General features: G+C 71.9%; 24 protein-coding genes, 1 pseudogene and 2 riboswitches. Of the genes and pseudogenes, 15 read left to right on the forward strand and 10 right to left on the reverse strand.

Translation table 11 applies throughout. The features are described 5' to 3' along the window. Positions 1-8: 8 nt before the first annotated feature. From ACZ4M5_RS17605 to ACZ4M5_RS17625, 5 genes and pseudogenes are all read right to left on the reverse strand, one after another. Complete coding sequence (locus ACZ4M5_RS17605; protein ID WP_467737702.1) at positions 9-605, reverse strand: hypothetical protein; 597 nt, start codon at positions 603-605, stop codon at positions 9-11. Positions 606-876: 271 nt separating this feature from the next. After that, complete coding sequence (locus ACZ4M5_RS17610; protein WP_467737704.1) at positions 877-1,230, reverse strand: hypothetical protein; 354 nt, start codon at positions 1,228-1,230, stop codon at positions 877-879. A 97-nt stretch (positions 1,231-1,327) separates the two neighbouring features. Next, entirely contained in the window at positions 1,328-1,846 is a 519-nt protein-coding gene (locus ACZ4M5_RS17615; RefSeq protein ID WP_467737706.1) for a GNAT family N-acetyltransferase, read from the reverse strand. Next, positions 1,843-2,328, reverse strand: a pseudogene (locus ACZ4M5_RS17620) (dimethylarginine dimethylaminohydrolase family protein); the annotation flags it as partial. The gene ACZ4M5_RS17615 and the pseudogene ACZ4M5_RS17620, both read right to left, overlap by 4 nt. 463 nt (positions 2,329-2,791) lie before the next feature. Next, on the reverse strand, positions 2,792-3,445 hold the full coding sequence (locus ACZ4M5_RS17625; protein WP_467737708.1) for a winged helix-turn-helix transcriptional regulator: 654 nt from the start codon (positions 3,443-3,445) through the stop codon (positions 2,792-2,794). Positions 3,446-3,515: 70 nt separating this feature from the next. Between ACZ4M5_RS17625 and ACZ4M5_RS17630 the strand changes: the two genes are divergently transcribed. Then, complete coding sequence (locus tag ACZ4M5_RS17630) at positions 3,516-3,998, forward strand: PaaI family thioesterase (protein ID WP_467737710.1); 483 nt, start codon at positions 3,516-3,518, stop codon at positions 3,996-3,998. Between the two features lie 72 nt (positions 3,999-4,070). Here ACZ4M5_RS17630 and ACZ4M5_RS17635 read toward each other — a convergent pair whose 3' ends face one another. After that, complete coding sequence (locus ACZ4M5_RS17635; protein ID WP_467737711.1) at positions 4,071-4,841, reverse strand: FAD binding domain-containing protein; 771 nt, start codon at positions 4,839-4,841, stop codon at positions 4,071-4,073. Between the two features lie 373 nt (positions 4,842-5,214). Here ACZ4M5_RS17635 and ACZ4M5_RS17640 point away from each other — a divergent pair, with 373 nt between their 5' ends. From ACZ4M5_RS17640 to ACZ4M5_RS17700, 13 genes are all read left to right on the forward strand, one after another. Then, positions 5,215-5,925: a FadR/GntR family transcriptional regulator gene (locus ACZ4M5_RS17640; protein ID WP_467737713.1), complete on the forward strand. Its 711-nt coding sequence runs from the start codon at positions 5,215-5,217 to the stop codon at positions 5,923-5,925. A gap of 139 nt (positions 5,926-6,064) precedes the next feature. Next, the gene (locus ACZ4M5_RS17645; RefSeq protein WP_467737715.1) at positions 6,065-7,567 is read left to right on the forward strand and encodes a hypothetical protein; all 1,503 of its coding nucleotides are present in this window, start codon (positions 6,065-6,067) and stop codon (positions 7,565-7,567) included. Then, a complete protein-coding gene (locus ACZ4M5_RS17650) occupies positions 7,564-9,429 on the forward strand; it encodes a GMC family oxidoreductase N-terminal domain-containing protein (RefSeq protein WP_467737717.1) in 1,866 nt (621 codons plus the stop codon). The genes ACZ4M5_RS17645 and ACZ4M5_RS17650 overlap by 4 nt, the downstream gene beginning before the upstream one ends. A gap of 158 nt (positions 9,430-9,587) precedes the next feature. Continuing rightward, a complete protein-coding gene (locus tag ACZ4M5_RS17655; RefSeq protein ID WP_467738043.1) occupies positions 9,588-9,863 on the forward strand; it encodes an SHOCT domain-containing protein in 276 nt (91 codons plus the stop codon). Positions 9,864-9,939: 76 nt separating this feature from the next. Beyond that, positions 9,940-10,770, forward strand: coding sequence for an ATP-grasp domain-containing protein (locus ACZ4M5_RS17660; protein WP_467737719.1), 831 nt, complete (start codon positions 9,940-9,942; stop codon positions 10,768-10,770). A gap of 368 nt (positions 10,771-11,138) precedes the next feature. Continuing rightward, positions 11,139-12,239: an ATP-binding protein gene (locus tag ACZ4M5_RS17665; RefSeq protein WP_467737721.1), complete on the forward strand. Its 1,101-nt coding sequence runs from the start codon at positions 11,139-11,141 to the stop codon at positions 12,237-12,239. 20 nt (positions 12,240-12,259) lie between these two features. Next, positions 12,260-13,087 (forward strand): roadblock/LC7 domain-containing protein, encoded by an 828-nt coding sequence (locus ACZ4M5_RS17670; protein ID WP_467738045.1) that lies wholly within the window; start codon positions 12,260-12,262, stop codon positions 13,085-13,087. Continuing rightward, complete coding sequence (locus ACZ4M5_RS17675; RefSeq protein WP_333933033.1) at positions 13,080-13,466, forward strand: DUF742 domain-containing protein; 387 nt, start codon at positions 13,080-13,082, stop codon at positions 13,464-13,466. The genes ACZ4M5_RS17670 and ACZ4M5_RS17675 overlap by 8 nt, the downstream gene beginning before the upstream one ends. A gap of 5 nt (positions 13,467-13,471) precedes the next feature. Then, positions 13,472-14,032, forward strand: coding sequence for a GTP-binding protein (locus ACZ4M5_RS17680; protein ID WP_398107313.1), 561 nt, complete (start codon positions 13,472-13,474; stop codon positions 14,030-14,032). Between the two features lie 10 nt (positions 14,033-14,042). Beyond that, the gene (locus tag ACZ4M5_RS17685) at positions 14,043-15,416 is read left to right on the forward strand and encodes a cytochrome P450 family protein (protein ID WP_467737723.1); all 1,374 of its coding nucleotides are present in this window, start codon (positions 14,043-14,045) and stop codon (positions 15,414-15,416) included. A gap of 89 nt (positions 15,417-15,505) precedes the next feature. Next, positions 15,506-16,753, forward strand: coding sequence for a cytochrome P450 (locus ACZ4M5_RS17690; protein ID WP_467737725.1), 1,248 nt, complete (start codon positions 15,506-15,508; stop codon positions 16,751-16,753). Then, the gene (locus ACZ4M5_RS17695) at positions 16,750-17,565 is read left to right on the forward strand and encodes an enoyl-CoA hydratase/isomerase family protein (protein WP_467737727.1); all 816 of its coding nucleotides are present in this window, start codon (positions 16,750-16,752) and stop codon (positions 17,563-17,565) included. The genes ACZ4M5_RS17690 and ACZ4M5_RS17695 overlap by 4 nt, the downstream gene beginning before the upstream one ends. Positions 17,566-17,784: 219 nt before the next feature. After that, the gene (locus tag ACZ4M5_RS17700; protein WP_467737729.1) at positions 17,785-19,023 is read left to right on the forward strand and encodes a serine hydrolase domain-containing protein; all 1,239 of its coding nucleotides are present in this window, start codon (positions 17,785-17,787) and stop codon (positions 19,021-19,023) included. Positions 19,024-19,047: 24 nt separating this feature from the next. Here the strand turns inward: ACZ4M5_RS17700 and ACZ4M5_RS17705 are convergent, their stop codons facing one another. The 3 genes from ACZ4M5_RS17705 to ACZ4M5_RS17715 form a co-directional block, all read right to left on the reverse strand. Further along, positions 19,048-19,260 carry a hypothetical protein gene (locus tag ACZ4M5_RS17705; RefSeq protein WP_467737731.1) on the reverse strand — a complete coding sequence of 71 codons (213 nt, stop codon included), beginning with the start codon at positions 19,258-19,260 and terminating at the stop codon, positions 19,048-19,050. Positions 19,261-19,895: 635 nt separating this feature from the next. After that, positions 19,896-21,812: an RICIN domain-containing protein gene (locus tag ACZ4M5_RS17710; protein WP_467737733.1), complete on the reverse strand. Its 1,917-nt coding sequence runs from the start codon at positions 21,810-21,812 to the stop codon at positions 19,896-19,898. A 237-nt stretch (positions 21,813-22,049) separates the two neighbouring features. Continuing rightward, positions 22,050-22,454 carry a (2Fe-2S) ferredoxin domain-containing protein gene (locus tag ACZ4M5_RS17715; RefSeq protein WP_467737735.1) on the reverse strand — a complete coding sequence of 135 codons (405 nt, stop codon included), beginning with the start codon at positions 22,452-22,454 and terminating at the stop codon, positions 22,050-22,052. A 39-nt stretch (positions 22,455-22,493) separates the two neighbouring features. Next, positions 22,494-22,685, reverse strand: a riboswitch (cobalamin riboswitch). Positions 22,686-22,764: 79 nt separating this feature from the next. After that, positions 22,765-22,942: riboswitch (cobalamin riboswitch) on the forward strand. Positions 22,943-23,148: 206 nt separating this feature from the next. Here ACZ4M5_RS17715 and ACZ4M5_RS17720 point away from each other — a divergent pair. Then, on the forward strand, positions 23,149-23,970 hold the full coding sequence (locus tag ACZ4M5_RS17720; RefSeq protein WP_467737737.1) for a class I SAM-dependent methyltransferase: 822 nt from the start codon (positions 23,149-23,151) through the stop codon (positions 23,968-23,970). A gap of 69 nt (positions 23,971-24,039) precedes the next feature. On the opposite strand, the gene ACZ4M5_RS17725 is transcribed toward ACZ4M5_RS17720, so the two are convergent. Then, positions 24,040-24,672, reverse strand: a complete 633-nt coding sequence (locus tag ACZ4M5_RS17725) for a potassium-transporting ATPase subunit C (RefSeq protein ID WP_467737739.1) — start codon at positions 24,670-24,672, stop codon at positions 24,040-24,042. Position 24,673 lies beyond the last annotated feature (1 nt).

Consider the following 24,673-nt stretch of genomic DNA (forward strand, 5'->3'; position numbering starts at 1 on the left):
CGGCCCGGTCAGCCGTTCACCGGCCACTCCAGGGGTTCCTTGTAGAAGCCCTGGAACAGCTCGACCGCGCTCGCCTTCTGGCCTGCGGGGATGAGGAACGCCTTGCAGATCTTCTGCGACTGTCCGGGGCTCAGGGTCTTGTCCTGAGGCGCCGGGCAGTCGGGCCACTTCGCCTCGCCCAGCAGCACGATGAGCGCGCGGGTGCGCTTGTCCTTGTCCGTCCGGACGATCAGGTCGTCGTCCATGTCGCCGGACGCCATGGGCTTGCCGCTGACGTGCTTCAGGGTGGCCCACACGTAGACCGGCACCTGAGGCTTGTCGTCCTTGTCCTTCTTGAGACCGGAGTTGGCCATGTCGGCCTCCGTACCGGTCTGCACCTTCGTCGGGGTCAGCGTGTACTTCGTCCCCTTGTACTTCTCGGCCGCGCTCTCCTGGAGCGGGCTCGGCTCGCCGAGACGGAACGTCGTCCCGGCCTTCGCCGACTCGGACTTCCCCTCGCTCGGGCGAGACTTGCCGTCGGCGGACTCGCCGCCGCTGCCGCAGGCGGTGAGCGTCAGCGCCAGCGCGGCAACGGATGCGGCCAGAGCGGTTCGGGTGGTGCGCATGTGCATGGAGTGGGGTGGCGCCTTTCAGTGCGTCAGGACGGGCGCGGCGGTCCGCCGGCCCGAGCCGGGGGCTCGAGGGGCGACGTGAGTCGCGTCCGCGTTCCGTGATCGGCACGAGGCTAGCAGCGGCGCCCTCGCGGCCTTGAGGCACTGCCGGACGGCGACCGGGTCGACCTCGAGTCGAGAGGGCCAGGGGACGTGGCCGGACTGCTCGCGTCCTCGTCGCCGGGCCCCGGTGGCGCCGGTCGCCCCGGGCTCCCCGTGGCCCGGGTCAGTGGAACTCGTGGACCACCTGGATGTCACCGACGACATGGGCGTTGAAATCGTCCAGTTCCTCGGCCGGTACCCACAGTTCGAGAATCGTCCGTCCGCCAGCCTGACGGACGGGGTAGCGACTCAGGAACTTCGTGTCCACCTCGAAGCGGGTGACGTATCCCGCGCCGTCGTGCTTCACGTTCCAGTCCCGCGCGATCCGGATCGCGTAGTCCTCGTCGAGAACCGGGTAGAAGATCGGCTGCTCGGGCAGGCGCGGAGGCCAGGCACGCCACTTGGACCGCCGGACCAGCTCCAGCTCCTCGGGACCCGTGGGGCGCCACAGGGTCGTCGTCGGTCTCCGGCTGGTCATCGGGCAGTCCCCTCGAATGGACGGTGGTGGGCTTCGGAAGCCGGACGTTACCGGTGCCGATGCGGGAACTGCCAAGCGGTTTCGGCCCCGTGGGCGGTCAGCTGCCGAACGTCCGCTGCCAGCGCCGCTCGCCGTCGTGCCAGGTGCCCGTCGGCGCGAGACCGGCGGCGGTGGCCACGGCTGCGGACGCCCGGTGGTCCGGATGGACGTGGGCGACGACCGTGCGCACGGACTGTCCGCGGAGCCACCGGAGCAGTCCGCCGGCCGCCTCGCGGGCGATGCCCCGTGCCTGCCACGGCGTTCCCACCACCCAGGCGATCTCGGCGACGAGCCCGTCGTCCGACGGACCCACCGTGGCCTGGACCGTGCCCGTCAGGCAGGACTCGGCCCGCAGGTGCAGCACCCAGTTCAGCCAGGAGACCGCCGGATCCGGGGAGCCCGCGGTCATCCGCTCGTAGCGCGAACGCAGAGTCAGCGGGGTGTCCGGGGTGCCGCCCGTGAAGGTGTGCAGGTCTGGGTCGGACAGCACGAGGGCCATCTCCTCGGCGTGCTCCACCCGCAGCGGCAGCAGATCGAGTCGCTCGGTGCCGATCGGCCGGGCGATGAGTGTGCTCACGGCGTCCTGCCCTCGTTCTGCCGCTGTGCCCTGACCTCCAGCGTGCAGCACTTCACGCTGCCGCCGCCCCTGAGGAGTTCGGACAGATCGATGCCCACCGGTTCGAACCCGCGCTCGCGCAAGCGCTCCGCGAGAGCGGTGGCCGCCTCGGGCAGGAAGACGCGCCGGCCGTCGCTCACCGCGTCGAGTCCGAAGACCGCCGCGTCGGCCGGCTCCGCCTCGATGGCGTCCGGGTACAGGCGACGCAGCACCTCGCGGCTGCCGGGGCTGAACGCCTGGGGGTAGTACATGACCTCGTCATGGTCGAGGACCGCCGACGCGGTGTCCAGGTGGTAGTAGGCCGGGTCGATCAGTTCCAGACCGATCACGGGGCGGCCGAAGAACTCCTGGACCTCCAGAAGGCTGTCCCGGTCACTGCGCGGGCCGTGGCCGCCGAGGATAGCCGTCCCGGCGCACAGGAAGTCGCCCTCGCCCTCGTTGACGCTGCGGCCGGCGACCGCGCGGAAGCGGCACGGCGTCGTGCGCGACGGCGCATGGGGCACTCGGCGGAGCCGATGTGGAGGGCCGGGCAACGGGTGAACGGGACGCGGTCGCCACGCCTGACGGGTCCGCCGGCTGCGGCCCGTGCTGCGGGGGCCGAGCTCTCGGGGCCGGAACTCCGGGTGTCCCCGATCGGGACGGTCGGGGCGTCGTGGGCCCGGTGGTCTCAGGGTGTGCGGCCGACCGGATCGGGAACCGGTTCCCGCCGGCTGCGGGGCCGTTCCCGCATGGCCGCCGGGCCACCGTGCCTTCGGTCGTGCGCCCCCGTAGATGTCTGCATACGACCCTCCCCCGTGTTCGGCCGCCGTGATCGTGATCGATCATTCGGTTCCGACAGTCTCCGAGGCGGACCGGGATCCGACCAGGGAGGGGCACTACTCAATGCGAACACCGGCGATGGTCCCGTCACCCCCGGGGCCGGAGCAGGTGGCCGGAGAACCACGCCGGGAAGTCCCGCCTCAGCTCGGCCGGGCCGGTGAGCGTCACCGCCCCGGCACGCAACAGCCCGTCCCAGGAGGTCTTGCCGAGCCAGAACCTGGTGAGCGCCTCCAGGTCGGCGTCCACGCGCAGGGCGATGTCGAAGCCGCCGTCCTCCGCGCAGAGTTGCACCTGGGGGCGCCGGGCCAGGAGGAAGTAGGGGCCGGCCCGCCCCGCCCCCCGGAAGCGCAGCTCGACCAGGGTCGGATGGACGGGGAGGCGCTCGGGAACGACGCGGCGGCTCATGTCGTGGGTCAGCACGTCCGGGCTGAGGTCTTCCTTCCGCAGGCCGCGAGGGTCGGATTCCAAGGCCCACTGGCCGAGTTCCCGCAGAACGGGGGCGAGGTTCTCCCCGGCTTTCGTCAACCGGTATTCCCCCTCCGCTCGTTCCACGAGCCCCGCGGATTCGAGCCTTTTCAGCCGCGCCGACAACATCGTCCGGGACATACGGGGAATGCCGCGCTGAATTCCGTTGAAGTGCCGCTCGCCCATCATCAGCTCCCGCACGACGAGCAGCGTCCACCGCTCCCCGAGGACGTCGAGAGCGCGGGCGATCGGGCAGAACTGCTGGTAGCCGGCCATGGGGCGAGGGTACCGGGAGAGGTACGGAATCTGTACTGGCCCTTTCGCGTGGCCGTCCTAGGGTGAGGGCATGAGCGACGACACGAGCACCAGCACCCCGAAGACCGGCCCTGACGACAAGGGCGCGACCGGACTCGACCACCTTCTGTCGATCATCGACGGACGCAGCCCGAGGGCCCCCATTTCTGCGACTCTCGGATTCGATCTGGTCGCGGTGGAATCCGGAAAGGCCGTCTTCGAGGGAAAGACCGGCGAGCATCTGTGCAATCCGATGGGCACGGTGCACGGCGGGTTCGCCGCCACACTCCTGGACTCGGCGCTCGGCTCCGCCGTCCTGACCCGCCTCCCGGCCGGCCTCGCCTACAGCACGGCGCAGCTCAACGTGAACATGGTCAGGCCGATCACACCGGTCACCGGCACGCTGCGCGCCACTGCCCAGGTGATCCACCTCGGCCGCACCCTGGCGACCGCGGAGGCCCGGCTGAGCGGCATCGAGGACGGCAGGACGTACGCGCACGCCACGGCCACCTGCGCGGTGTTCGCAATGAGGTGACGCCACCGGCCTGCCCTCGACCGGCACGCCGGGCAAGGGCTGGCCGCCGGGGCGCCGCGCCCCCGTCTCCGCTCAGTCGCGCGGACGCGGCTCGCCGGACGCTCGCCCCTCGGCCGACGCGGCCGCCACCAGCGTGGCGACCTGCTCCGCGACCAGGTCCATGGCGCCGGGAACGTCCGCGAGCGGGGTCCCGCGCAGCTGGTCCACGGGGTGGGCGGTGTCCGGGCCGCAGGTCACGGTCGCGGTCACGACGTCGTAGCCGTCGCGCACGGCCGCGCGGAGGCGATGCCCTGCGCGGCGGCCGGCGCCGGTGGCGGTCTCCGCGTGCAGGGCTGTGGCGACCACGAGGGGCGGAGCGCCGGTCGCCCCGGCGGGCACCTTGCGATAGGCGCTGGCGACCGGCGTGCGCCAGCGAAGGCCGAGCAGCACCGGGCGCTTGGCCGTCACTTCGGCGAGATCGGTCTCGTAGACGCCGTGCGGGGCCAGTACGGTCGCGCGGGCCTCCAGGACCAGGGCCGCCGGCAGCAGGCAACGCAACGTGCTGCCGGCTATGTTGCCGCCGACCGTCGCCGTGCGCCGTACCGCGCCCGTGCCCACCGCCGCGGCGGCGGCACGCAGGACGTGGGGGACGCGCCCGTCCACGCGGCTCAGGACCACCGCACCGCCCAGTTCCTGTTCGCCCATGACGTTGGCCTCGGGCAACCGGCTGAGCGACATCGCCTGTTCGGGGAATCCGTCACGTTGCCATGTGGCCCAGACCAGGGTCGCGCCGCCGATCGGCACCGCGCCCTCGCCCACGTGCTTCCGTGCCTCGGCCACCGTCGTCGGCAGATGTACCCACATCGTCAGTCACGTTTCCCTTCGGGAACCCGGGCGGACGCCCCCAGGGGCGGTCTTCGGCCACCCGTCCGTCGTCACGGCGCATAGTGGCCGCAGCGGAGGGGGCGCATCCAGGGCTCACACGGGCGCGCCACCCGTGACGGGAGGATCGCTCCACCCGCGGCCCGCCTCGCGGCGGGCGTCGCGGCACCGCGGCCCGGGGGACTCCCCGTGACGGCGGCTACGCCGAGCCCCTCCGGTTCCGCGACCGCGCGGCGGCCAGGACGGTCCCCGCTTGACGGTCGGAAGTCCGCGCTGGTCCACTGCCTGCGAAGATCCGACATCCGGTCCTCGGCCCCACCGACGGGAGCGCGGACCGAACCGAGGGAGTGCGGCCATGCCAGGCGAAGCGATCGTGCGCCAGTCCGTCGTCGACGTGCTGGAGGAGCGCCTGCGCACGAGCATCCTGGACGGCACGCTCACCCCCGGCTCCCTGCTCCCGCCGGAGCGTGAACTCGCCGCCTCCTACGGCGTCACCCGGACCACCCTGAAGCACGCGCTGTCGCGGCTGGAGCAGGCGGGCCTGCTCCGCACCCGCCACGGCGTGGGCACCCGCGTACTGGACTTCCTGAGGTCCGGGGGCGTCGACCTCCTGCCCCTGCTCGTGGGGCAGGACGGGCGGTGGCTGTCGGACGTCTTCGAGGCACGGCGGGCCATCGGCGGGATCATCGCGCGCAAGGCCGCCTCCCGGTGCAGGACCTCGCAGGGGGTCCGGCTGCGTGCCGCGGTCGACGCGGTGGTCCACGCGCCGGACCCGGCCGGGGCACAGCTCGCCGAGGCGGAGGTGCACCGCGAACTGGCCCGCGCCACCGGCAACCGCGTCTACCTGCTGCTGACGAACACGCTGCTCAACGCCTACCTGCCGGTACGCCATGTGATGAGCACCCCCTTCGCCGACCCGGCGGCGGCGGCGGACCGCATCGGGCAGGTGGTGGAAGCGGTCGCCCACCGCGAGGTGGAGGACGCCGGACGCGCCGCCGAGGAGTACTTCCGGCTGACCGAGCAGGAGATGACCGCCGACTTGAGGAAGCACGCCCGACGGCGGTGAGGCGGCGCCGGCGCAGCCGCCACGCGGAAGGGGCCGACGGGGCTCGGGGGTTGACCTCGACGCGGGGGCCTGGTTCTCTGCCCTCAGTGGATGAGCCACTCAGCCACTGACGTCGATTCGGAGAGGAAGGGTGCCGTAGATGGCAGCACGCCGGGGAGCGCGCTTTGCGGAGACCATGGAGGGCACCCTGCGGCTGGACGCGGCCGACGCAGCCGCCGGCGGGTCACGGCCGGTGCGACTCGACCTGCGGGTCGCCACGCGCGGCGCGATCCGCCCGCGCGGCTCCACGACGGCCCTCGTCGAGGGGCGCGTCCGCATCGACGGCTGGGCCGACGACCGCAGCGCTTCGGGCAGTATGGTCATCGCCCCGCTGTCGGAGGGCCGGATCGCCTACGAGGTGCGCTTCACGGCCCGCGACGGCCGCCGGTACGTCCTGGAGGGGCACAAGTCCCCGGTGTGGCGCAGTCCTTTGCACTCGATGACCACCCTGCCGGTGCGGCTGCGGCCGGCCGAAGCGACCGGCGCCGGCGGCGAGGGCCTGCTGCGCTTCCGGTTGCGCACCCTGCCCTCGTTCACCGCCAGTTGGCGTTTCCCCGCGCCCGCAACCACCGGCGGCACGGCCACCGACACCACTGCCCCTGTCCCTGCCGCTGCCACCACCACGACCACTGCCAGCGCCGAGGCGCTCGCCGTGCCGCGCCGGGACCGCCTCAACACCTGGTACAGCACCTTCACCGACCCGGACACCGGCACCGGCTTCTGGCTCCACCACGAACTGGTCCGACCCGTCGGGGGTGCTCCCTACACGCACGGCTGGGCCGCGGTGTACCCGCCGGACGCGCCTCCCGTCGTCGACCGCTTCGGCCCGCACCCCCTTCCGGAGGAGCCCCCCGTGCCGGCCGGCGACGCCACCCGCGCGCGACCCCCCGGTTTCCGCTCCCCGTCCGCCGTCGCCACCGCGCGTGAACTGCGCGGCAGGACCGACCGGTTGGCCTGGGACATCGAGGTGACGGCGGGCTCCGCGCCCCTGCACACCTTCCCCCGCCTGGCGTGGAAGCGCCGCTTGCTGCCCGCCGTGCACGCCGTCCATCAGGCGCAGGCCCGCTACACCGGATCCGTCCGCCTCGACGGGGAGTTGCTCAGCCTGGCGGCCGCACCCGGCGCCGACGCCCGCATCGCCGGTCGCGGCAACGCCCACCGCTGGGCCTGGCTGCACGCCGACCTGGACGGCGACACCGTTCTGGAAGTGGTGACGGCCGTCTCCGGACTGCCCCTCCTGCGGCACCTGCCGCCCCTGGTGTTCCTCCGGCTGCGCAGAGGGGGACGCGACTGGCCGCGGGGCGACTGGCGCAGTTCGCTGGGCGTGCTGGGCGTCGGGCGGTTCCGGGGCCGGCCGCAGTTGCCGACCTGGACCGTCCGCGGGCGCGCGGGAGGACGCCGTATCGCGGTGCGGGTGGACCTGCCGGAGGAGCGACGCACCGCGGTGGGCTACACCGACCCGGACGGCGGCGAGGCCACCTGCCACAACAGCGAGCGGGCCGACGTACACGTCCGTCTGGAGCGGTGGAGCGACGGCCGGTGGCGCACCGAGCAGATCTGGGACCTGCGGGGCACGGCGCACGCGGAAGTGGGGCTGCGATGAGGGCGGTGGGTGGCCGGGCCCTGTCGGCCGTACTGCTGGACGCCGGCGGTGACGCCCACAGCCCGGAGTGGGAACGGCAGGTGCCGGAACGGCTGCTGCGCTTCATGTCTTCCCTGCCACCGTCCGTCCGTACGGGCCTGCACGCGGCCGACGCCGCGCTCGACGGCTTCTCCGTGCTGACCACGGGGCGGCGGGCCCACCGGCTGCCGGCCGACGCCAGGGCCCGGCTCCTGCAGCGGCTGGTCCGCCTGCCCGGCTTCGAGGCGCTGCTCGACACCGTGAAGATCCCGTTGCTGCTGGCCGCGGGGGCGAGCCGGCACGGCACCCGCGCCGTCCGGCCTCTCGTCCGGGCCGATCCCCCGCTGGACCTGTGCCCGTCGTCCGAGTGGCCGGACGCGTTCCGCGCCGACGCGGTGGTGATCGGGTCCGGAGCGGGCGGAGCCGTGGCGGCGCTGACCCTGGCCGCCTCCGGGCGTTCGGTCGTGGTCCTGGAGGAGGGGCGGCACTTCCCGACCCGCGAACTCGCCTCGCGCCCGCCGCTGGACCGGTTCGCCGACGCCTACCGCGACGGCGGCGCGACCCTGGCCTGGGGGCTGCCACCCGTGCTGCTCCCCCTCGGGCGGGCCGTGGGCGGCACCACCCTGGTCAACTCGGGCACCTGTTTCCGCACACCCGGCGACGTGCTGCGTCGCTGGCACCGTACCCACGGTGTCGAGCTGGCGGACCCCGCCGCCTTCGCGCGTCATCTGGACCCGGTGGAGAGCCTCCTCGGCGTGGGCGTCCCCGATCCGTCGGTCCTCGGCCGCAACGGCGGGCTCGCGCTCTCCGGCTCCGGACGGCTGGGCTGGTCCGCGGCTCCACTGCGCCGCAACGCCACCGGGTGCGGGGGATGTTGCGAGTGCGTCGCCGGCTGTCCGAGCGGCGCCAAGCAGGCCGTGCACCTGTCCGTGCTGCCCGCGGCCTGCGCGGCGGGGGCACGGATCGTCACGCGCGCCCGGGCCACTCGCATCCTCACCGCGCACCGGGCCGGGTCCCGCCGCGCCGTCGGGGTGGAAGCACAGCGTCCGGACGGCACGACGTTCACCCTCGGCACGGATCTCGTCGTGGCGGCGGCGGGGGCCCTGCACACCCCTGCCCTCCTGCGCCGCTCGGGGCTCGGCGGGCATCCCCGGCTGGGCCGCAACCTCGCGATCCACCCGGCCGTCAGCGTCGCCGGACGTTTCGCGGAGCCGGTCACCGGTCCGGGCGCCGGCCCCAACGTCCTGCAGAGCGTCGGGGTCGACGAGTGGCATCACGACGGGATCCTCATCGAGGCGACCGCGGCACCGCCCGGCATGACCTCGTTCGTCCTCCCGCATCTCGGCGCGGACCTGAAGCGCGAGTTGGCGGACGCGGGAAAGCTCGGCCTGCTCGGCGCGATGATCTCGGACCGGCCCTCCGGGCGGGTCCGCGGAGCGCACCGTCCCGTGGCCTCCTACGCCCTGCACCCCGAGGACGGTGACCGTCTGCTCCGGTCCATGGTCCACATGGGCCGCATCCTGTTCGCCGCGGGTGCCCGCGAGGTCCTCACCGGTATCGCGTCGGACCCGTCGGTCACCTCTCCCGGTGCCCTGGAGGAGGTGGTGCAGCGCACCGGCCGGCGTCGTCTGCACCTGTCGGCGTTCCACCCCACGGGGACGGCTGCCCTGGGGGCGGACGGCGAGCGCTCCCCCGTCCGTCCCGACGGGAGGCTGCGCGGAGCGGAGGGGGTGCTGGTCTCCGACGCCTGCCTGCTGCCGTCGTCGCCCGGTGTGAACCCCCAGGTCACCATCATGGCCCTGGCCCACGCGGTGGCGGAGCGGGCCGTCGCGCGCGACGGGTAGCCCCGCCCCGGGGAGCACTGCGCACTCTCATGTACTCCCCGCGCGGTAGCCGGGGTGCCGCCGGCCGGACGACGACCCGGCACCCCGTCCGGGAGCACTCTCGGAAGCGAGGCACCGACAGCGTGCCGAGCGAACGAGGAGTGATCGACATGATCGACATGCAGACCCTGGCGGACGTCGCGGACGGCGGCCCCGGACCGTGGATCCTGCTCTTCCCGCTGATCTGGGCCCTGGTGATCGGCGGTGGCGTCGCGCTGCTGCGCCGAACCGCCTGGCGCGGTGGCCCCCGGCGGCGGCAGGACACCGTAAGCGGTGACTCGCCCATCGCCGTGCTCGGCCACCGCTTCGCCTCCGGCGAGATCGACGAGGACGAGTACTGGCGCCGCCTGTCCGTGCTGGACGAGGAGTTCGGCCGCAAGGGCCGCGGGGCGTGAGCCGACCCCCCGGGCCGCGGGCGTGGGCGAGATATGTGCGGCATAGGGTGCACGGCATCAGCGAAGGAGTAGCCCGATGCCCGACGGCCACCGCATCCTGTACGTCACCGACCTCGCCTACCGGGCCCAGGGGCGCGGACGCTACTGCGACGAGGACATCTTCCTGACCTCGCGGCTGCGTGACGCGTTCTGCCTCGCCCTGTGCCATCCGCTGGACGCGGCCACGTTGATGGACGCCTTCGACGCCGTCGTCGTGCGCAACAGCGGTCCCGTGCTGGCGTACCGGGAGCAGTACGCCGCCTTCCGGGAACGGGCCTCGGCGCGCGGCGTGCGTGTGTACAACCCGCTGTCGGGCCGGGGGGACATGGCCGGCAAGCAGTACCTGCTCGACCTGACCCGCTCGGGGCACCCCGTCATCCCCACCGTCGACGACATCCGGGACCTGCACCTGCTGCCCGAGTCGGAGCTGTACGCGGTCAAGCCGAAAGTGGGCGCGGACTCCATCGGGCTCGCCTTCGTCCCGCGAGCGGAGCTGGACGCTCTCACCGGCGGCGACGTCCTCATCCAGCCGCGGGTCGACTTCCGGTACGAGGTGTCGTTCTACTACGTGGACGACACCTTCCAGTACGCCCTGCACGCCCCCGACCCCGGCCGGCGCTGGGCCCTGGAACCCTACGAGCCCACGGCCGCGGACCTGGCCTTCGCCCAGCGCTTCGTCGACTGGAACACCCTCGACCACGGCATCCAGCGCGTGGACGCCTGCCGCGCTCCGGACGGCGGGCTGCTGCTCGTGGAGCTGGAGGACCTCAACCCGTACCTCTCCCTGGACCTGGTGCCCGACGACACCCGCGAGAGGTTCGTGACTTGCCTGACCGAGTCACTGCACCAGTTCCTGGGCGGCGCCTGATGGCGCCTCAGATCAACTGCGCCGGTCACAGCCCCGGCTCGTCACTCGTGAGCCGCTCGGTGTTCAACGCCCCTTGTTACATACTGGCGTTGATCGTGTGAAGGCCGGAGGAGCGGCTTCCAGACGCCCCGGTCGACGGTGATAGCATTCCGCCGTCTGCGACCTTGATCCACTTATGCTCAGGGCCCCGAACCCGAACGCGCTGAGCTCCCCTGGTGCACTGCCCCGGACGGGTTGCGGATCCTTGCGAGGCGTACCTGTCGACGCCTGCATGCCACGCGCCGTGAAAGGTTTCCATGACTCGAGACGTGCTTCTTTGGTGCCTGGTTGCGATAGCGGTGATATCCCTGGCCGCGGTCGTAGCGCTCGTGCTCCGCAGCAGAGGCGTACTGAGGAGGAAGAAGGAGTCCGAGGACGAACTGCAGGCGCAGCTGCAGTACAGCCAGATCGAACTGGCACGGGTGCGCGGCGAATTGTCCCAGCTCAAGAACGAGCAGGACGGCGTCATCCGCGAGGCGGAGACGACCGCCGAGGAGAACACCAAGGCGGTCCTCAAGGGCGCCGCGCGCTTCCTGCAGAGCCTGGCGGCCGAGCAGACGACGCTGCTGGACCGGGTCCAGCGCGAGTACGGCGGTCACCCGGTCCTCAGCGACCTGATGGACATCACCCACGCCAACGCCCAGATGGCCCGCAAGGCGCAGGGCATCGCGGTCATGTGCGGCGCGCCCCTGGGCCGCCGCAACCAGCCGGCCAGTGTCTACGACGTCGTCCGCAGCGCCCAGAGCCAGATCCGCAACTTCCAGCGGGTCGAGATCATGCAGCCCAGCGGCATCGCGCTGAAGGCCTCGGCCGTCGCACCGGTCGCCCTCGCGGTGGCCGAACTGCTTGACAACGCTGCCAGCTTCTCGCAGGCGGACGCCCCCATCGAGGTCACGTTCCGCCAGGTCCAGCAGAACCTCTGCATCATCATCGACGACGCCGGCGTCGGCATGGGGGACGAGGAGCGGCAGCGGGCGACCGCGCTGCTCTCCGGTGACGACGTGCCCCGGCTGTCGCAGCTGGGCACGCAGCCGAAGTTCGGTTTCCCGGTGATCGGCCTGATCGCCCGCCAGTACGGCTTCAAGGTCGACGTCACCGGAGTGTCCCGATACGGCGGCGTACGGGCCGTCGTCCTGCTGCCCGAGGAGCTGTGGACCATGGAGGAGACCCCGTCGGCCCCCGACACAGCGCCCGTGAGCAGCATCCGGCCGATGGAGTCCCGCAGCCCTTCGCGCACGGCCAACGGCCTGCCCAAGCGCGGACCGCGCGTGGCGTCCATCGGTGACTCGCCGTCGGCGGACCAGCCGGCCCGGCGAAGTGTCCGGCGCCGCGGCGCCGGAAGCCTGGGCGCGCTGCAGCGCGGCGCGCAGACCGGACGCGATGCGGCTTCCCTCGACACCCCCATGCCGGAAGGGTCCGACAACGCATGAGTACGACCGACCTGTCGTGGATGGTCCAGGACATCGTGTCCAACGTGCCCAAGGCCCGGCACGCCGTGGTGCTCTCCGCGGACGGCATTCCGCGCGGCTCCACGGACGGTCTGACGGCCAGGGACGTGGGCACGGTCTCGGCGGCCATGGCCGGGATGCAGTCGCTCAGCCGGGCGACGGCGCACTTCGCCGGCCTGTCGCAGACCCGCGAGTGGATCCAGACCGTCATCGAGTTCCAGCACGGCTGGGTGTTCCTGATCGGTGCCGGCCAGGGGGCCTATCTGGCCGCCGCCGCCGAGCCCGACGTCGACATGGAGCAGCTGTCGTTCCGGATGAACCGGCTGGTGGCCCGGCTCGGCAACAACCTCACCGCCCCGCCGCGGGTGTCCGCCGCCGACCCGGCCGCGGCCGGCGACGGCCTTCAGGCCGCGCAGCGGCGGCCGGACCGGTCCGTGGCGGTGCTCGACCAGCTGGACAGGGTGGTGGCCTCGGTGCCGGGCGCCCTGCACGCGCTGCTGCTCGGCGCGGACGGTCTGCCCCGCGGTGCGAGCGGGGGGATCGACAGGGACCTCGCGGACACGATCTCGGCGGCCATGACGGGCATCCACGCCTACAGCCGGGCGACGGCGCCCTTCGCGGGCGGGGCACGGGACGACGAGTGGAGCCAGACGGTCATCGAGTTCCAGCACGGCTGGGTCTTCCTGATCGCGGCGGGCGAGGGCGCCTTCCTCGCGGCCGCCGCCGAACACGACTGTGACATCGAGGAGTTCACCGCCCGGCTGAGTGACGCGATGCCCCCGCAGGCCGCGTCCCGCGCCGGGTGGGGAGAAGGGGTCGGCGATGCATGAGGACCCGTCCGAGGAACTGGAGCTGACGGCCCCGTTAGTCCCCTTCTTCGTCATGGCGAAGGGGCGGGTGCTGCCCCGGGAGAGCGAGTACGAGCACACCACGATGATCTCCGTGCGGGACGCGGCCGCCGCCACGGTGCGCACCCTCGCCCCGGAGGCGCGCGTGGTGATGGACCTGCTCGCCAACGGGTACCTGTCGGTCGCCGAGGTCGCCGCCCACACGCAACTGCCCCTGGGCATCGTGCGCATCCTGCTGGCCCAGATGGCCGAGGACGGGCTGATCCATGTGCGCAATCCGGTGCCACATGCCGAGCGCCATGACCCCGCCCTGCTCACCGCCGTGCTCCATGGCCTGGAGCGAATACGAACCGGAGCGTAAGTCGCGTGTATCTGGATCCCAAGGTCTCCCGCTCCGTGAAGGTCCTGGTCGTGGGCCACTTCGCGGTGGGGAAGACCACCTACATCGGCAGCGTCTCCGAGATCGAGCCGCTGCAGACCGAGGAGGAGATCACCGAGGCCAGCGAGGGCTTCGACGATCTCTCCGAGACGCCGGACAAGACGACCACGACCGTCGCGATGGACTTCGGCCGTCTGACGCTCAGTGACGACCTGGTGCTGTACATCTTCGGCACGCCGGGGCAGGAGCGGTTCAAGCAGATGTGGGAGGGCCTGTCCCGGGGAGCGCTGGGAGCGCTCGTCCTGGTCGACCCGGAGCGGCTGGAGGAGACCTTCCCCATCCTCGACCTGGTCGAGGACTTCGGCCTGCCCTACGTCGTCGGGGTCAACACCTTCGACGGCCGGTCCCGCTTCCCGCTGTCCGAGGTGTGCGAGGCACTCGACCTCTCCGCGGACACACCGGTCATCGACTGCGACGTCCGCGACCAGGACTCCTCGATGGAGGCCCTCATCACCCTCGTGAAGCACCTGTTGTCCTCACTCGGCTAGGAGCCACACCATGCAACAGCCCCTCGAGACGACCGGGCCGCACGCCGGCCACCCGGCACCCGGCAACGTGCCGCTGTACGGCCCGGACTTCGGCTCCGACCCCGAGCACACCTACGACCGGCTGCGCGCGTCGGGGCACAGCGCCCCGGTCGACATCGCCCCCGGTGTCCAGGTCGAGCTGGTGACGAGCTACGACGCGAGCCTGTACATCCTGCAGAACCCGAACCTCTTCGTCCGCGACTCCCGCCGCTGGAACGCCCTGAACGAGGGGCGGGTCCCGGAGGACAGCCCGGCCCTGCCCATGATGGGCTACCGCCCCAACGCCCTGTTCAGCGACGGCGCCGCGCACGCGCGGCTGCGCCAGGCGGTCACGGACAGCCTCGCCACCGTCGACCAGGGCCGGCTGATCCGGCTGACCCAGCAGTCGGCCGACTACCTGATCAGCCGGTTCAGCTCGGAACCGCTCGGGCAGGCCGAGTTGATGGCCGCTTACGCCCAGCCGCTGCCGCTGCTGATCTTCGGCGACCTGTTCGGCTGCCCGCCGGAGCTCGGTGACCGCGTCATCGCCGGGATCACCGGCATCTTCCAGGGCACGCCCGGCGCCGACGAGATCCTGGGCGGAGCACTCGCGGAACTCATCGCGTTGAAGCGCCGGCAGCCCGGCGAGGACCTCACCACCAAGCTGATGGTGCACTCCGCCCGGCTCAGCGACGAGGAGGTGCTGCACCAGCTCGTGACCCTGCTGTCGGGCGGCACCGCGCCCCTGGCTGCGGCGATCGGCACGAGCGTCGCGCTGTACCTGAGCGACGACTGGCCGACGGGCCTCCCGGCGGAGGACGCGGTCGTGAAGACCCTGTGGAACTACGCCCCGATCGCCAACTACGCCGGCCACTACCCCACGCAGGACGTCGAGTTGGGCGAGCGCACCCTGCGGGCGGGCGACCCGGTGCTGATCTCGTTCGCGGCGGCCAACAACGACCCGAAGCTGACCGCGCACCGCGAGCAGCTCAGCCCCAAGGCACATCTGGCCTTCGGCGCCGGCCCGCACGCCTGCCCGGCCAAGGACCCGGCGTTCATGATCACCGCTACGGCGGTGGAGTCCCTGCTCAACCGGCTGCCCGACGTCGAGATGCGCGTCCCCTTCGACGAACTCGCCTGGGTTCCGGCCCCGTGGAGCCGCACCCTGGTCACCGTTCCCATCCGGTACAGCCCCCGCACCGTGCCCCAGGCCGTCAACTCCCGTTACGCACAGCCCTCCACGGCTCAAAACACCCCCTCGTCCGTGGGCGTCCCCCAGCCGCACGCGACGCATCGGCCGACCCATGCCGCCCGCCCCAAGGGCGGGCTGTTCAGCCGTTTCCGGGCCTGGATGAATGGCGAGTGACGCAAGTAACCCTATGAGAATACGGTGTTACTGTATGGCTCAAGTGACGGTCGGGTACGGATAGCGGCTGGCAGAAAGGAGCCGCTCTCGTGGGAACCGTCACGACCCCGTCCACGGACCGTCGGGCCACCATCTCCCTGTTCTCCCGTCTCAGGACGGCCGACGGACAGGCCGACCCCTTCCCCTTCTACGAAGAGCTCAGGGCGCGCGGTGCGGTCAGCCCCGCGCCCTGGGGCGGTTTACTCGTCACCGGGTACGCCACCTGTGAGCGCATCCTGCGCGGTGGCAACTGGCTCGAACCGGACACCCGGTGGCGGGAGCAGCAAGGTGCGCGCACCCGCTGGAGTGCTCCCTCGGCGCGGGAGATCAGCCGGACCCTCCCCGCGCTCAACCCGCCGGAACACAGCCGCGTACGCCGGTCGGCGGGCACCTTCGACCGCGGCACGATCGACCGCATCGGCAGCCGGGTGACGGGCATCGTCGACCGGCTCCTGGACGACCTGCACGAGCGAATACGGTCCGGAGAGGCGGATTTCGCGGCGCTGGTCAGCGAGGAGCTGCCCGTCGCCACGATCGGCGACTGGCTCGGCCTGCCCAGCGCGGACTGGCCGCGCCTGCGGGAACTGACCCACGAGCAGGTCTTCACCCAGGAACTGCTGCCCAACGCCAGCCAGTTGGCCCGCTCCGACGCCGCCATGGCCGAACTGCGTACGTACTTCCTCGACTTGGTGCGCGAGCGGCGCAGACGTCCCGGCGACGACCCGGTCTCGCGCTGGACGGACACCTGGGACCGGCTCGAGCCCGACCAGGACAAGGCCGACGAAGCGGTGTACTTCCTCGCCCTGTTCGTGCTGCTGGCGGCGCTGGAGACCACCTCGACGCTGCTGTCGACGATGACGCTGCGGCTGGCCGAGGACCCCGACCGCTGGACGCGGCTCGCCCACCGGCCGGACCTCGTGCCCTCCTTCGTCGAGGAGTCCCTGCGCCACGACCCTCCGACCCACGTCATCAGCCGCGTCGCCGCCGAGGACACCTTCCTGGAGGGGACGGAGGTGGCGGCCGGGGAGATGGTCCATCTCATGGTCGGTGCGGCCCACCGCGACCCGGAGCGGTTCGCCGGCCCCGACACGTTCGACGTGCAGCGCAACCCCTCGCACCTGGCCTTCAGCTGGGGCATCCACTACTGCCTCGGAGCGCCTCTGGCCCGCCTGGAGGCACAGACACTGCTCCGCCACACCATCGCCCGCCTGCCGAGACTCACCCTGGTGCGCCGCCCCGCGTACGCACCTCGGGTGGCGTTCAGGCGCCTGCTGAATCTGGATGTAGCCCTGGCATGAACGCGCCACAGACCCCCACCGCCGTCTCCGCCGCCGCCCCCGAGCCGGCGTCGCCGCTCGCCGCCCCCCTCGCCCCCGCTCCCCTGGCTGTCACCCGGTCCGGTGCCGTCCTCCACGTCCGGCTCAACCCCGACGCACAGGACGACGTCCTGAGCACATCGGTCCTGGACGCCCTCCTCGCCGTCCTCGACGGCCTGCACGACCAGCCCGACGTCCGCGTCCTCGTACTGTCCTCCCAGGGCGGCGACTTCTGCCTCGGGGCCGACCGCCGGGAGTACCAGGACAGCCTGGCCGCCGACCCCGGTGGGACGGCGCTGCGGCGCATCGCGGACAAGGCCCAGCGCCTGTGCCAGGCCCTGGAGAACACCCATGCCGTCACCATCGCCCGGCTCCACGGCAAGGTCGTCGGCGCCGGCCTCGCCCTCGCCGCCTACTGCGACCTCCGCGCCGGCGCTGACACCTGTCAGTTCCGGATGCCCGAGCTCGGCCTCGGGCTCGCCCCCGCCTGGGGCGGCGCCATGGGCCGCCTGATCACGGAGGCGGGCGCGGCCCGCATCCGCGAACTCATGCTCACCTGCGAGACCTTCGACGCCCCCACGGCTCACCGTCTGGGCCTCCTGCACAAGGTCGCTCCCCTCGACTCCCTGGACGACACGATCACCGCCTGGACCAGGCCCCTGACCCGGCGGTCACCGCAGGCCCTCGTCCTGACCAAGCGCATGCTGGCCGGCTACTCGAAGGCCGCCCGCACCGCCGACCCCGCCCTGCTGGACTCCCACCTCCTGGCGGCCCAGCTGACCCAGCCGCGCTGACCCGCACCCGGCGCAACGGCCCTTCTCGTACACCGCGGCGCAGGCCCGCCGTACGAGGGGGCCCTCTCCCCGGTACACACCGTCGCCCCCCCGCTGGACCGACCGCACCCGCCCCCGGGGCGTGCCGTGCGCCCGGATGGAGCACGTCCGCCGAGCACGGCGACACGGTCGCGGCCGATGCTGAGGATGCCCCTGACCACCGAGTCACCCAGGACCCTCATGCCACTCACGCCCGTCCCCCGACCGGGGACACCCGCCCGCTCCCGTGCCGGACTCCCCTCCCGCCGCCACCGCCTCTTCCTCGTCACCCTGCTCAGTGCCTCCTTCCTCGGCGGTCTGCTGCTCGCCCCCACGGCGGGCGCCGCCGCCGGCTCCGGCGGCTCCGGCGGCGCGGGCGAGGGCGCCCTGCAACGACAGCTCGAGGAACTGGTGACCACACCCGGAGGACCGCCTGGTGTGATCGTCGTCCTGAAGCGGGACGGCGCCCCGCGCATCCTGCGCGCCGGTGTCGCCGACCTGGAGACCGGCCGGCCGATCGAGCCCACCGACCACATGCGGATCGCCAGCACCGCGAAGGCGTTCAGCGGTGCGGTGGCGCTGCGTCTCGTGGCGGACGGCGCGCTCCGGCTCGACAGCACCATCGGCCGCGTCCTCCCCCAGTTGCCGCGGGTCTGGCGGTCGGTCACCCTGCGCCAACTGCTCAACCACACCAGCGGACTGCCCGACTACACCGAGGACCCCGAGTTCGCGGAACTGCTGGTGTCGGACCCCCGTCGCACCTTCGACTCCCGCCGCCTCCTGGACTTCGTGGCCGACGAGCCGCTGCGCTTCCGCCCCGGGACCCGGTACCGGTACTCCAACTCCGACAACATCGCCGTCGCCCTGATGGCGGAGGCCGTGACCCGCACGCCGTACGAGGAGCTGCTGAGGGAGATCGTCTACCGGCCGCTCAACCTGCGGGACACCAGCCTCCCCCAGGGCTACGAGCTGCCCGAGCCGTACATGCACGGGTACGTCGTCGAACCGCCCGAGCCGCCCGAGGACGTCAGCGAGGTCATCAGCGCGTCCGGTGTGTGGGCCTCGGGCGGGATCGTCTCCACCCCGCGGGACATGACGCGTTTCATCCGCGCCTACGCGCCCGGACGCCTGACGTCACCGGCCGTCCTGCGCGAGCAGCGCCGCTGGGTCGAGGGCGCCTCGGAACCGGCGGGCCCCGGTCACAACAAGGCGGGACTCGCCATCTTCCGCTACGAGACCCGCTGCGGCGTGGTCCTCGGGCACACCGGGAACTTCCCCGGCTACACCCAGCTGATCGCCGCGACCCCGGACGGCAGCAGGTCCCTGACGTTCTCGCTCACGACCCAGGTCAACAAGACGCTCAACCCGGACCTTCTGGAGCGGCTGCGCACGGTCCAGGAGAACGCGGTCTGCGCGCTGCTGGGCGGACGCCGCGGCTGAGGAAGCCCCGCCCGCATCCTTCGGCTACTTCACAAGCGCCGGGATGATCACGGCGACGATCAGGGCCCAGGCGGCCAGGGCCACTGCGGTGTGCACGCCACCGGTCCGCGAGGTGGGCCCGGGACTCCGGTGTCCCACCTCGTGGCAGACGCAGTGGTCGCGAGGGAGCCGGGACAGGTCCAGCCAGTAGGCGCCGAGCAGCCGGGTGTCGGGGCGGGCGTACGAGTCGTCCTCCATGCAGGGGCAACGACGGGCCGCCCCCGGAGGGCACGGCGCCGTCAACGAGGCGCCGGGAAGCCGGGGCCGGTTGCGCGAAATCGTTTCTCCAAGCAGCCCCGTCCGGGCCGCCGGAAAGCGAAAAGCTGATAGGCACGGCAAAGGGCTATTGAACCGAACGATAGAAATTCACCGGCAGACCGTGACACGGCCCCGGCCGTTCAGTTGTGCCCATGCATCAACCACTCTCGACGATGCGCCTGGTCACGAGTCACGGAGAAGCTATGTTGAACGCCACAGTGTGGACGTTTGTCGTGAGTGCATCTCTCTGCACTATCGGTTCCGTATTCCTATCCGACCCCCACCGGCGACTGCACCACACCGACGCCGCGGAACTGCGCCGCCGCCGGCTCCTCGTGGAGGTCCTGCGGAACAACATGCGTGCTCAGCGGTGTACGCCGCCGTCGCCACGCACCGCGGACGAGGTCGGGGACCCGGCAGCGGGCGTTCCCCGCGCGCAACGCCGTGCCGCCACCCCCTGAAGACAGAGGCCGTACACGATTTACCCGGCACACGGGGAATTGGCTGGGCCGCCGCCGCGAATTCCCGGCACGCGCCCCTTTTGCGCCCTGTTCCGACGCTATTGATGCAATTTTTTACACGGGCGTGAGCCGGAATGCCTGCGCGGGGCCGTGGGTGCACGTCCACTGCTGCAGGCGGGCGCCGTCGGCCGTGGAGACGTCCGCGACGTCGAGGCACTTTCCACTGTGCCGGGCGGTGAACTCCCAGGCGCCGTCACTCCTGCCGACCGGGCGCCACTGCTGGTTCGCCGCGCCTCCGTACGCCCAGAGCTGGATCTTGACGCCGTCCCCGGTCGCGCCGCTGCCTCCGGTGACGTCCCACGCCATGGTCCCGGCATTGCGGCTCACCACGCGGACGTGACCGTCCGTCGTGGGCTGAAACTGCCACTGCTGGTTGGTGTTGCCGCTCGCACACGTCCACTGCTGTACGGCCGTGCCGTTGCCGGTCCCCCCGCCGGCGGCGTCCAGACACTTGCCGCTGTTGGCGTTGACGACCTGGTACCAGCGGGAGGGGTCGATGCCGCCGGCCGGCGGAGGAGTGGTGCCGTCCGGCTCCCAGACGAACGTGGCGACGGCCCCGGCGGGGAGCGTGTACGAGAGCGACTTCCCACCGTCCGTGAGGGAGAACGCCTGGGCGGAGGAAGCCGTGTTGACGACGTAGGCGGCGCGTGAGCCGTCCGGGTTCTCGAACACCACGTTCCGCACTCCGCCGGCGCCCTGGCTGGTGGAGCCGATGCGCACGGCGCCCGGTTCGACGAACTTGGACAGGTGCCCCAGGACGTAGTACTCCGCCATGCGCGTGACGGTGCTGCCGTTGATCTCCACGACGCCGTTGCACCGGTTCGTGCAGTGACCCTGGTGCGGCCCGCCGTTCTGGTCGAGCGCGAGGTTCCAGTTGATCACCGTCTCGCCACCGTTGCGCATGTTGGTCACGACGAGGTTCTCCGAGTGCCAGCGCAGGGTGTCGGCGAACGTCTGGGACGGGTTCGTGGAGTCCGTACCGGAGCACTCGGTGAAGAAGACCCGCTTGCCCGCCTGACGGACCTGGGACTGGTTGGCCGGGTCGCCGCCGTAGCAGTGGAAGGCGGCTCCGATGACCCTGCTGATCCCGGCGGTGTTGGCGAACACCGTGAGCGGGTACTGCGGGTGGTCCCAGTTGTGGTCGTAGGCGAGCAGGTTGGTCGGCAGCCCGGCCGCGGTCAGCGTCCGGTCCAGCACACGGACGAAGTCGGCCTGTTGCGTGGCGGTCATCGACGTGGAGGGGTAACTGGTCGCGAACTCCGGCTCGTTCTGCACCGTGAGGTCGGTGAGGGTGACACCCTGCTGCGCGTACGCCCGTATGGCGCGGACCAGGTAGTCCGCGTAGTCCTGGTACCGCTCGGGGAGCAGACTGCCGCCGTTGAGGGAGCCGCCGCTCTTCATCCAGGCCGGCGGCGACCAGGGGCTGCCCATGAAGCGGATGCCGGGGTTCACGGCGAGGGCCTGGCGCAGAACGGGGATGATCTCCTGCTGGTCACGGCCGATGCCGAACTGACCGCGGGTGTCCTCGTAGGTGTAGAACGGGCCGGCGTTGAAGTCGGTGCTTCCCAGGGGCTGGCGCAGGTAGTTCAGGCCGATGCCGTCCCCCTGGGGGGAGAAGAGGGACGTCATCAGCGCGGTGCGCTGGGAGGCGGGCAGCTGCTGGATGAGGTGGGCCGACGCCTCGGTGACCGACGCCCCGGCACCCGTGAAACGCTGCTCGCGCTGGGCCGCGTCGACGCGGATGTCGATGGCCTGGGGGGCGGCGTCGAACGCGACGTCGCCGCCGGGGGACAGTTTGCGGGTGCCGTCCGGAGTGGTCACCCACACCCGGGCGACGGACGGGGCGGACTGAGCGGGCGGGGCCAGCCCCAGCCCGAGACCGCCGACCGTCAGGGACAGCGCGCCGAGGAGAACGGCGGCCTTGCGTACGGCAGGGCGTGGTGCCCGGCCCGACGTCTCAGGATTCCTCATCCACTCCACTCCTCAAGTCCGAGTCCCGTCATGCGAGTTCATGCCGTGCCGCGCACTCCACGTCTTAGTTCAAGGTGTGATGGAACTGCCTCCACACCGCTCAGTCAAGGTCCGTACCAGAAAAAGTGGAAGGGAGCGCTCCCACTCTGCTGCCGACGTGACACTTCCCGGACACGGGGAGGACCGGGGCCACCGCCGATCACGTCGTCGACCGAATGCCTGCGGCGGCCCTCCCGATCAGAGAGCCTTGCGGCGACTTTGCGGGGTGAAGGTGTACAGGTCCAGGATCTCCGGCCGGGGAGCGACGCCGGGGCCGCCCGCCCGCACCCAGTCCGCGATGTCCTCGGTGGCGGCCGGGTCGTTGACCAGCCCGAGCCACACGGGGCGGGCCCCTGCCGCCCGGCCCGCCGACGAGGGCTGCACCACGATGACGTTGGCCTGATCGCACACGTCCAGGCAGTCGGACACCCGCACGGGCGCCTCGGCACGCAGCCGCGCGGTCTGTTCCGCGTGGTCGACGCCGGTCACCTTCGGGCTTCCGCAGCAGCAGTCCCGGCACACGACGATCCGGCACGGTACGGCCCTGCCCCGTCCCGTGGCGACCCCACGGCCGAGGGCCTCGGCGTCCGTCGATTCGCGCATGGCGAACCACCTCTCTCCGGGGAGATCCGCCCCGGTGCTCTTCGAGGAGGCGACGACGTGAGTCTCCTGGCTCCCGGGTCGCAGCTCGTCCCGGCCTTCCCGCCCCCTCACGGAGGCAGTGGCCTGCACGGGATCCGCTCGCCGGTCACAGTGGCGGGACCGCGCCGGATTCACACCGGCTTCCTCGGACCGCCGTCGCCCTGTCGTCGCACATCATCGCATCAGCCGAACACCCGCACGGCGGGGCAATCGGACTCCTTGCCTGCAGGGCGCGCACGGGAACGAGGGCGCTCGTTCGGTCACGGCTCGGCGGATCGTTGGATCACGGGGTCATCGCCGCGACAGGAAACAGGAAACCGGCGCGAATCCGGCACGGTCCCGCCACTGTGACCAGGGAGCGCACCCTTCGACACGCCACTGCGCGCAGGGGGCGTGGCAAGCGAGATCACGGCCCAGCCCCAAGTCGGCGCCCCCTGCGTGATGTTCCTCCCGGACCCGGGCGGGGCACAGGACTCGGACGCGTCCGGACAGGCAGAAAACGCTGGAGGCGCGCGGCCGGTAGGCCGGTGCTCGACCCCGGTTCGCGAGCCGGTGTCGCGGAATGTCGTCGGGGGTGGTTGCCGACGTCGGGCGCCGATATGGCTCCGCCCGGACGCACAGGTCAAAGGCCAGGCTTTGGCCGTAGGTTGGGCCCATGACCACTGCCGCAGCACAAGAGGCGTTCCTTCGGGCCTTTCACGCCGATCATCCGGCGGTCACCGCGGAGGCGTTCGGCCGGGGCCGCGCCCCCGACGGGCGGTCCAGCTACCAGTTGCTGTGCGACCAGGTGGCGGACCGCAGACGCGTGCTGGACCTCGGCTGCGGTGACGGACTGCTGCTGGAGTTGCTCGCCGCCGAGGACGGCAGACAACTTGCGGGAGTGGACCTTTCTGCCGACTCCCTGGCTCTGGCTCGACGCCGGCCGGCGCTCTCGGGCGCTCAGTTGGCGCAGGCACGGGCTCAGGCCCTGCCCTTCGCCGACGGCGTGTTCGACGCCTGTGTCTCTCATCTCGCCCTGATGCTGATGGGGGACGTCGAGGAGGTCGCGGCGGAGGTGGCCCGTGTGTTGTCTCCCGCCGGCGTCCTGGCGTGTGTGGTGGGAGGCGGTGCCGTGGGCGGCGACGCCTTCGAGGTCTTTCTCGGCCTGCTGCGGAGGGTGATCGAGGAGGTGCCCGGCAACCGGCGGATACCGGCGCTGGGTGATCGGAGGACCCGTACGCGAGAGGGACTCGACGCGGTTCTCCGGCCGGTCGGCTTCTCCCCGGTGGACTGGGAGTCCGTGCCCATCGATCTGAGCGGTCCGGTGGAGCAGGTATGGGGTGCCGTCTCCGGTCTCTACGATCTCGGTCCGCTCCGGGCGGACGACGTCGCGCGTCTGCGGGCGGCCTTCTTCACCGAGGTGGCCGGACTGGCGACGCCCACCGGGATCGTGCCCTGCGCCTTCGAGGTGCATGTTGCGGCAGCGCGGTGGGGGTGACCGGCGGACCGGGGGCGGTTCCCGGGGCCGCCGGCGTTCGTCAGGTCCCGCCTGCGGTGCGGGCGGCGTTCACTTCCTCTCCGCCAAGGCCCTGAGCGCGATGTTGAGTTCGAGGACGTTCACGCGGGGCTCTCCCATGAAGCCCAGGGTGCGGTGCCGGGTGTGGGCGTGCACCAGTTTCTCCACCTGTGTGACCGGAAGGCCGTTGCGCCGGGCGACCCGGTGGACCTGGAGTTGGGCGTAGCCCGGGGAGATGTCCGGGTCGAGGCCGGAGCCGGAGGAGGTGACGGCGTCGGCGGGGACCTGGGAGGGCCGGACGGTGTGGCCCGGCACGGAGTTGTGCGCGACCACCTCGGCCTTGGCCTGCTGCACCTGTGCCAGGAGCTCCTTGTTGTCGGCTGCCAGGTTCGTGGCGCCGGAGAGGATCAGGTCGTACTGCGTGTTGAGCGAGTTCTCTCCCAGGCCCTTCGCCGGGCGTGGCTGGAAGTAGTCGAGGCTGTAGCCCTGCTGGCCGATGAGGGAGGAGCCCACGACCGAGCCGTCCGCCCTGATCTCGGAGCCGTTCGCCTGGTGGGTGAAGAGCCCCTGGGCGATGCCGGTGACGACCAGCGGGTAGACGACGCCGGTGACCAGGGTGAGTACGAGCAGGGCGCGCAGCCCCGCGCCGAGCAACCGGGCGGTGTTCACGACGGAGTTGTTCATG

This window comes from Streptomyces sp. NPDC026246 (genome assembly GCF_055567995.1).

Coding starts and splice junctions, on each gene's coding strand:
- ACZ4M5_RS17605 (WP_467737702.1), bottom strand. CDS start 605: ATGCGCACCACCCGAACCGCTCTGGCCGCATCCGTTGCCGCGCTGGCG.
- ACZ4M5_RS17610 (WP_467737704.1), bottom strand. CDS start 1,230: ATGACCAGCCGGAGACCGACGACGACCCTGTGGCGCCCCACGGGTCCC.
- ACZ4M5_RS17625 (WP_467737708.1), bottom strand. CDS start 3,445: ATGGCCGGCTACCAGCAGTTCTGCCCGATCGCCCGCGCTCTCGACGTC.
- ACZ4M5_RS17630 (WP_467737710.1), top strand. CDS start 3,516: ATGAGCGACGACACGAGCACCAGCACCCCGAAGACCGGCCCTGACGAC.
- ACZ4M5_RS17635 (WP_467737711.1), bottom strand. CDS start 4,841: ATGTGGGTACATCTGCCGACGACGGTGGCCGAGGCACGGAAGCACGTG.
- ACZ4M5_RS17640 (WP_467737713.1), top strand. CDS start 5,215: ATGCCAGGCGAAGCGATCGTGCGCCAGTCCGTCGTCGACGTGCTGGAG.
- ACZ4M5_RS17645 (WP_467737715.1), top strand. CDS start 6,065: ATGGCAGCACGCCGGGGAGCGCGCTTTGCGGAGACCATGGAGGGCACC.
- ACZ4M5_RS17650 (WP_467737717.1), top strand. CDS start 7,564: ATGAGGGCGGTGGGTGGCCGGGCCCTGTCGGCCGTACTGCTGGACGCC.
- ACZ4M5_RS17655 (WP_467738043.1), top strand. CDS start 9,588: ATGCAGACCCTGGCGGACGTCGCGGACGGCGGCCCCGGACCGTGGATC.
- ACZ4M5_RS17660 (WP_467737719.1), top strand. CDS start 9,940: ATGCCCGACGGCCACCGCATCCTGTACGTCACCGACCTCGCCTACCGG.
- ACZ4M5_RS17670 (WP_467738045.1), top strand. CDS start 12,260: ATGGTCCAGGACATCGTGTCCAACGTGCCCAAGGCCCGGCACGCCGTG.
- ACZ4M5_RS17675 (WP_333933033.1), top strand. CDS start 13,080: ATGCATGAGGACCCGTCCGAGGAACTGGAGCTGACGGCCCCGTTAGTC.
- ACZ4M5_RS17685 (WP_467737723.1), top strand. CDS start 14,043: ATGCAACAGCCCCTCGAGACGACCGGGCCGCACGCCGGCCACCCGGCA.
- ACZ4M5_RS17695 (WP_467737727.1), top strand. CDS start 16,750: ATGAACGCGCCACAGACCCCCACCGCCGTCTCCGCCGCCGCCCCCGAG.
- ACZ4M5_RS17700 (WP_467737729.1), top strand. CDS start 17,785: ATGCCACTCACGCCCGTCCCCCGACCGGGGACACCCGCCCGCTCCCGT.
- ACZ4M5_RS17705 (WP_467737731.1), bottom strand. CDS start 19,260: ATGGAGGACGACTCGTACGCCCGCCCCGACACCCGGCTGCTCGGCGCC.
- ACZ4M5_RS17710 (WP_467737733.1), bottom strand. CDS start 21,812: ATGAGGAATCCTGAGACGTCGGGCCGGGCACCACGCCCTGCCGTACGC.
- ACZ4M5_RS17715 (WP_467737735.1), bottom strand. CDS start 22,454: ATGCGCGAATCGACGGACGCCGAGGCCCTCGGCCGTGGGGTCGCCACG.
- ACZ4M5_RS17720 (WP_467737737.1), top strand. CDS start 23,149: ATGACCACTGCCGCAGCACAAGAGGCGTTCCTTCGGGCCTTTCACGCC.
- ACZ4M5_RS17725 (WP_467737739.1), bottom strand. CDS start 24,672: ATGAACAACTCCGTCGTGAACACCGCCCGGTTGCTCGGCGCGGGGCTG.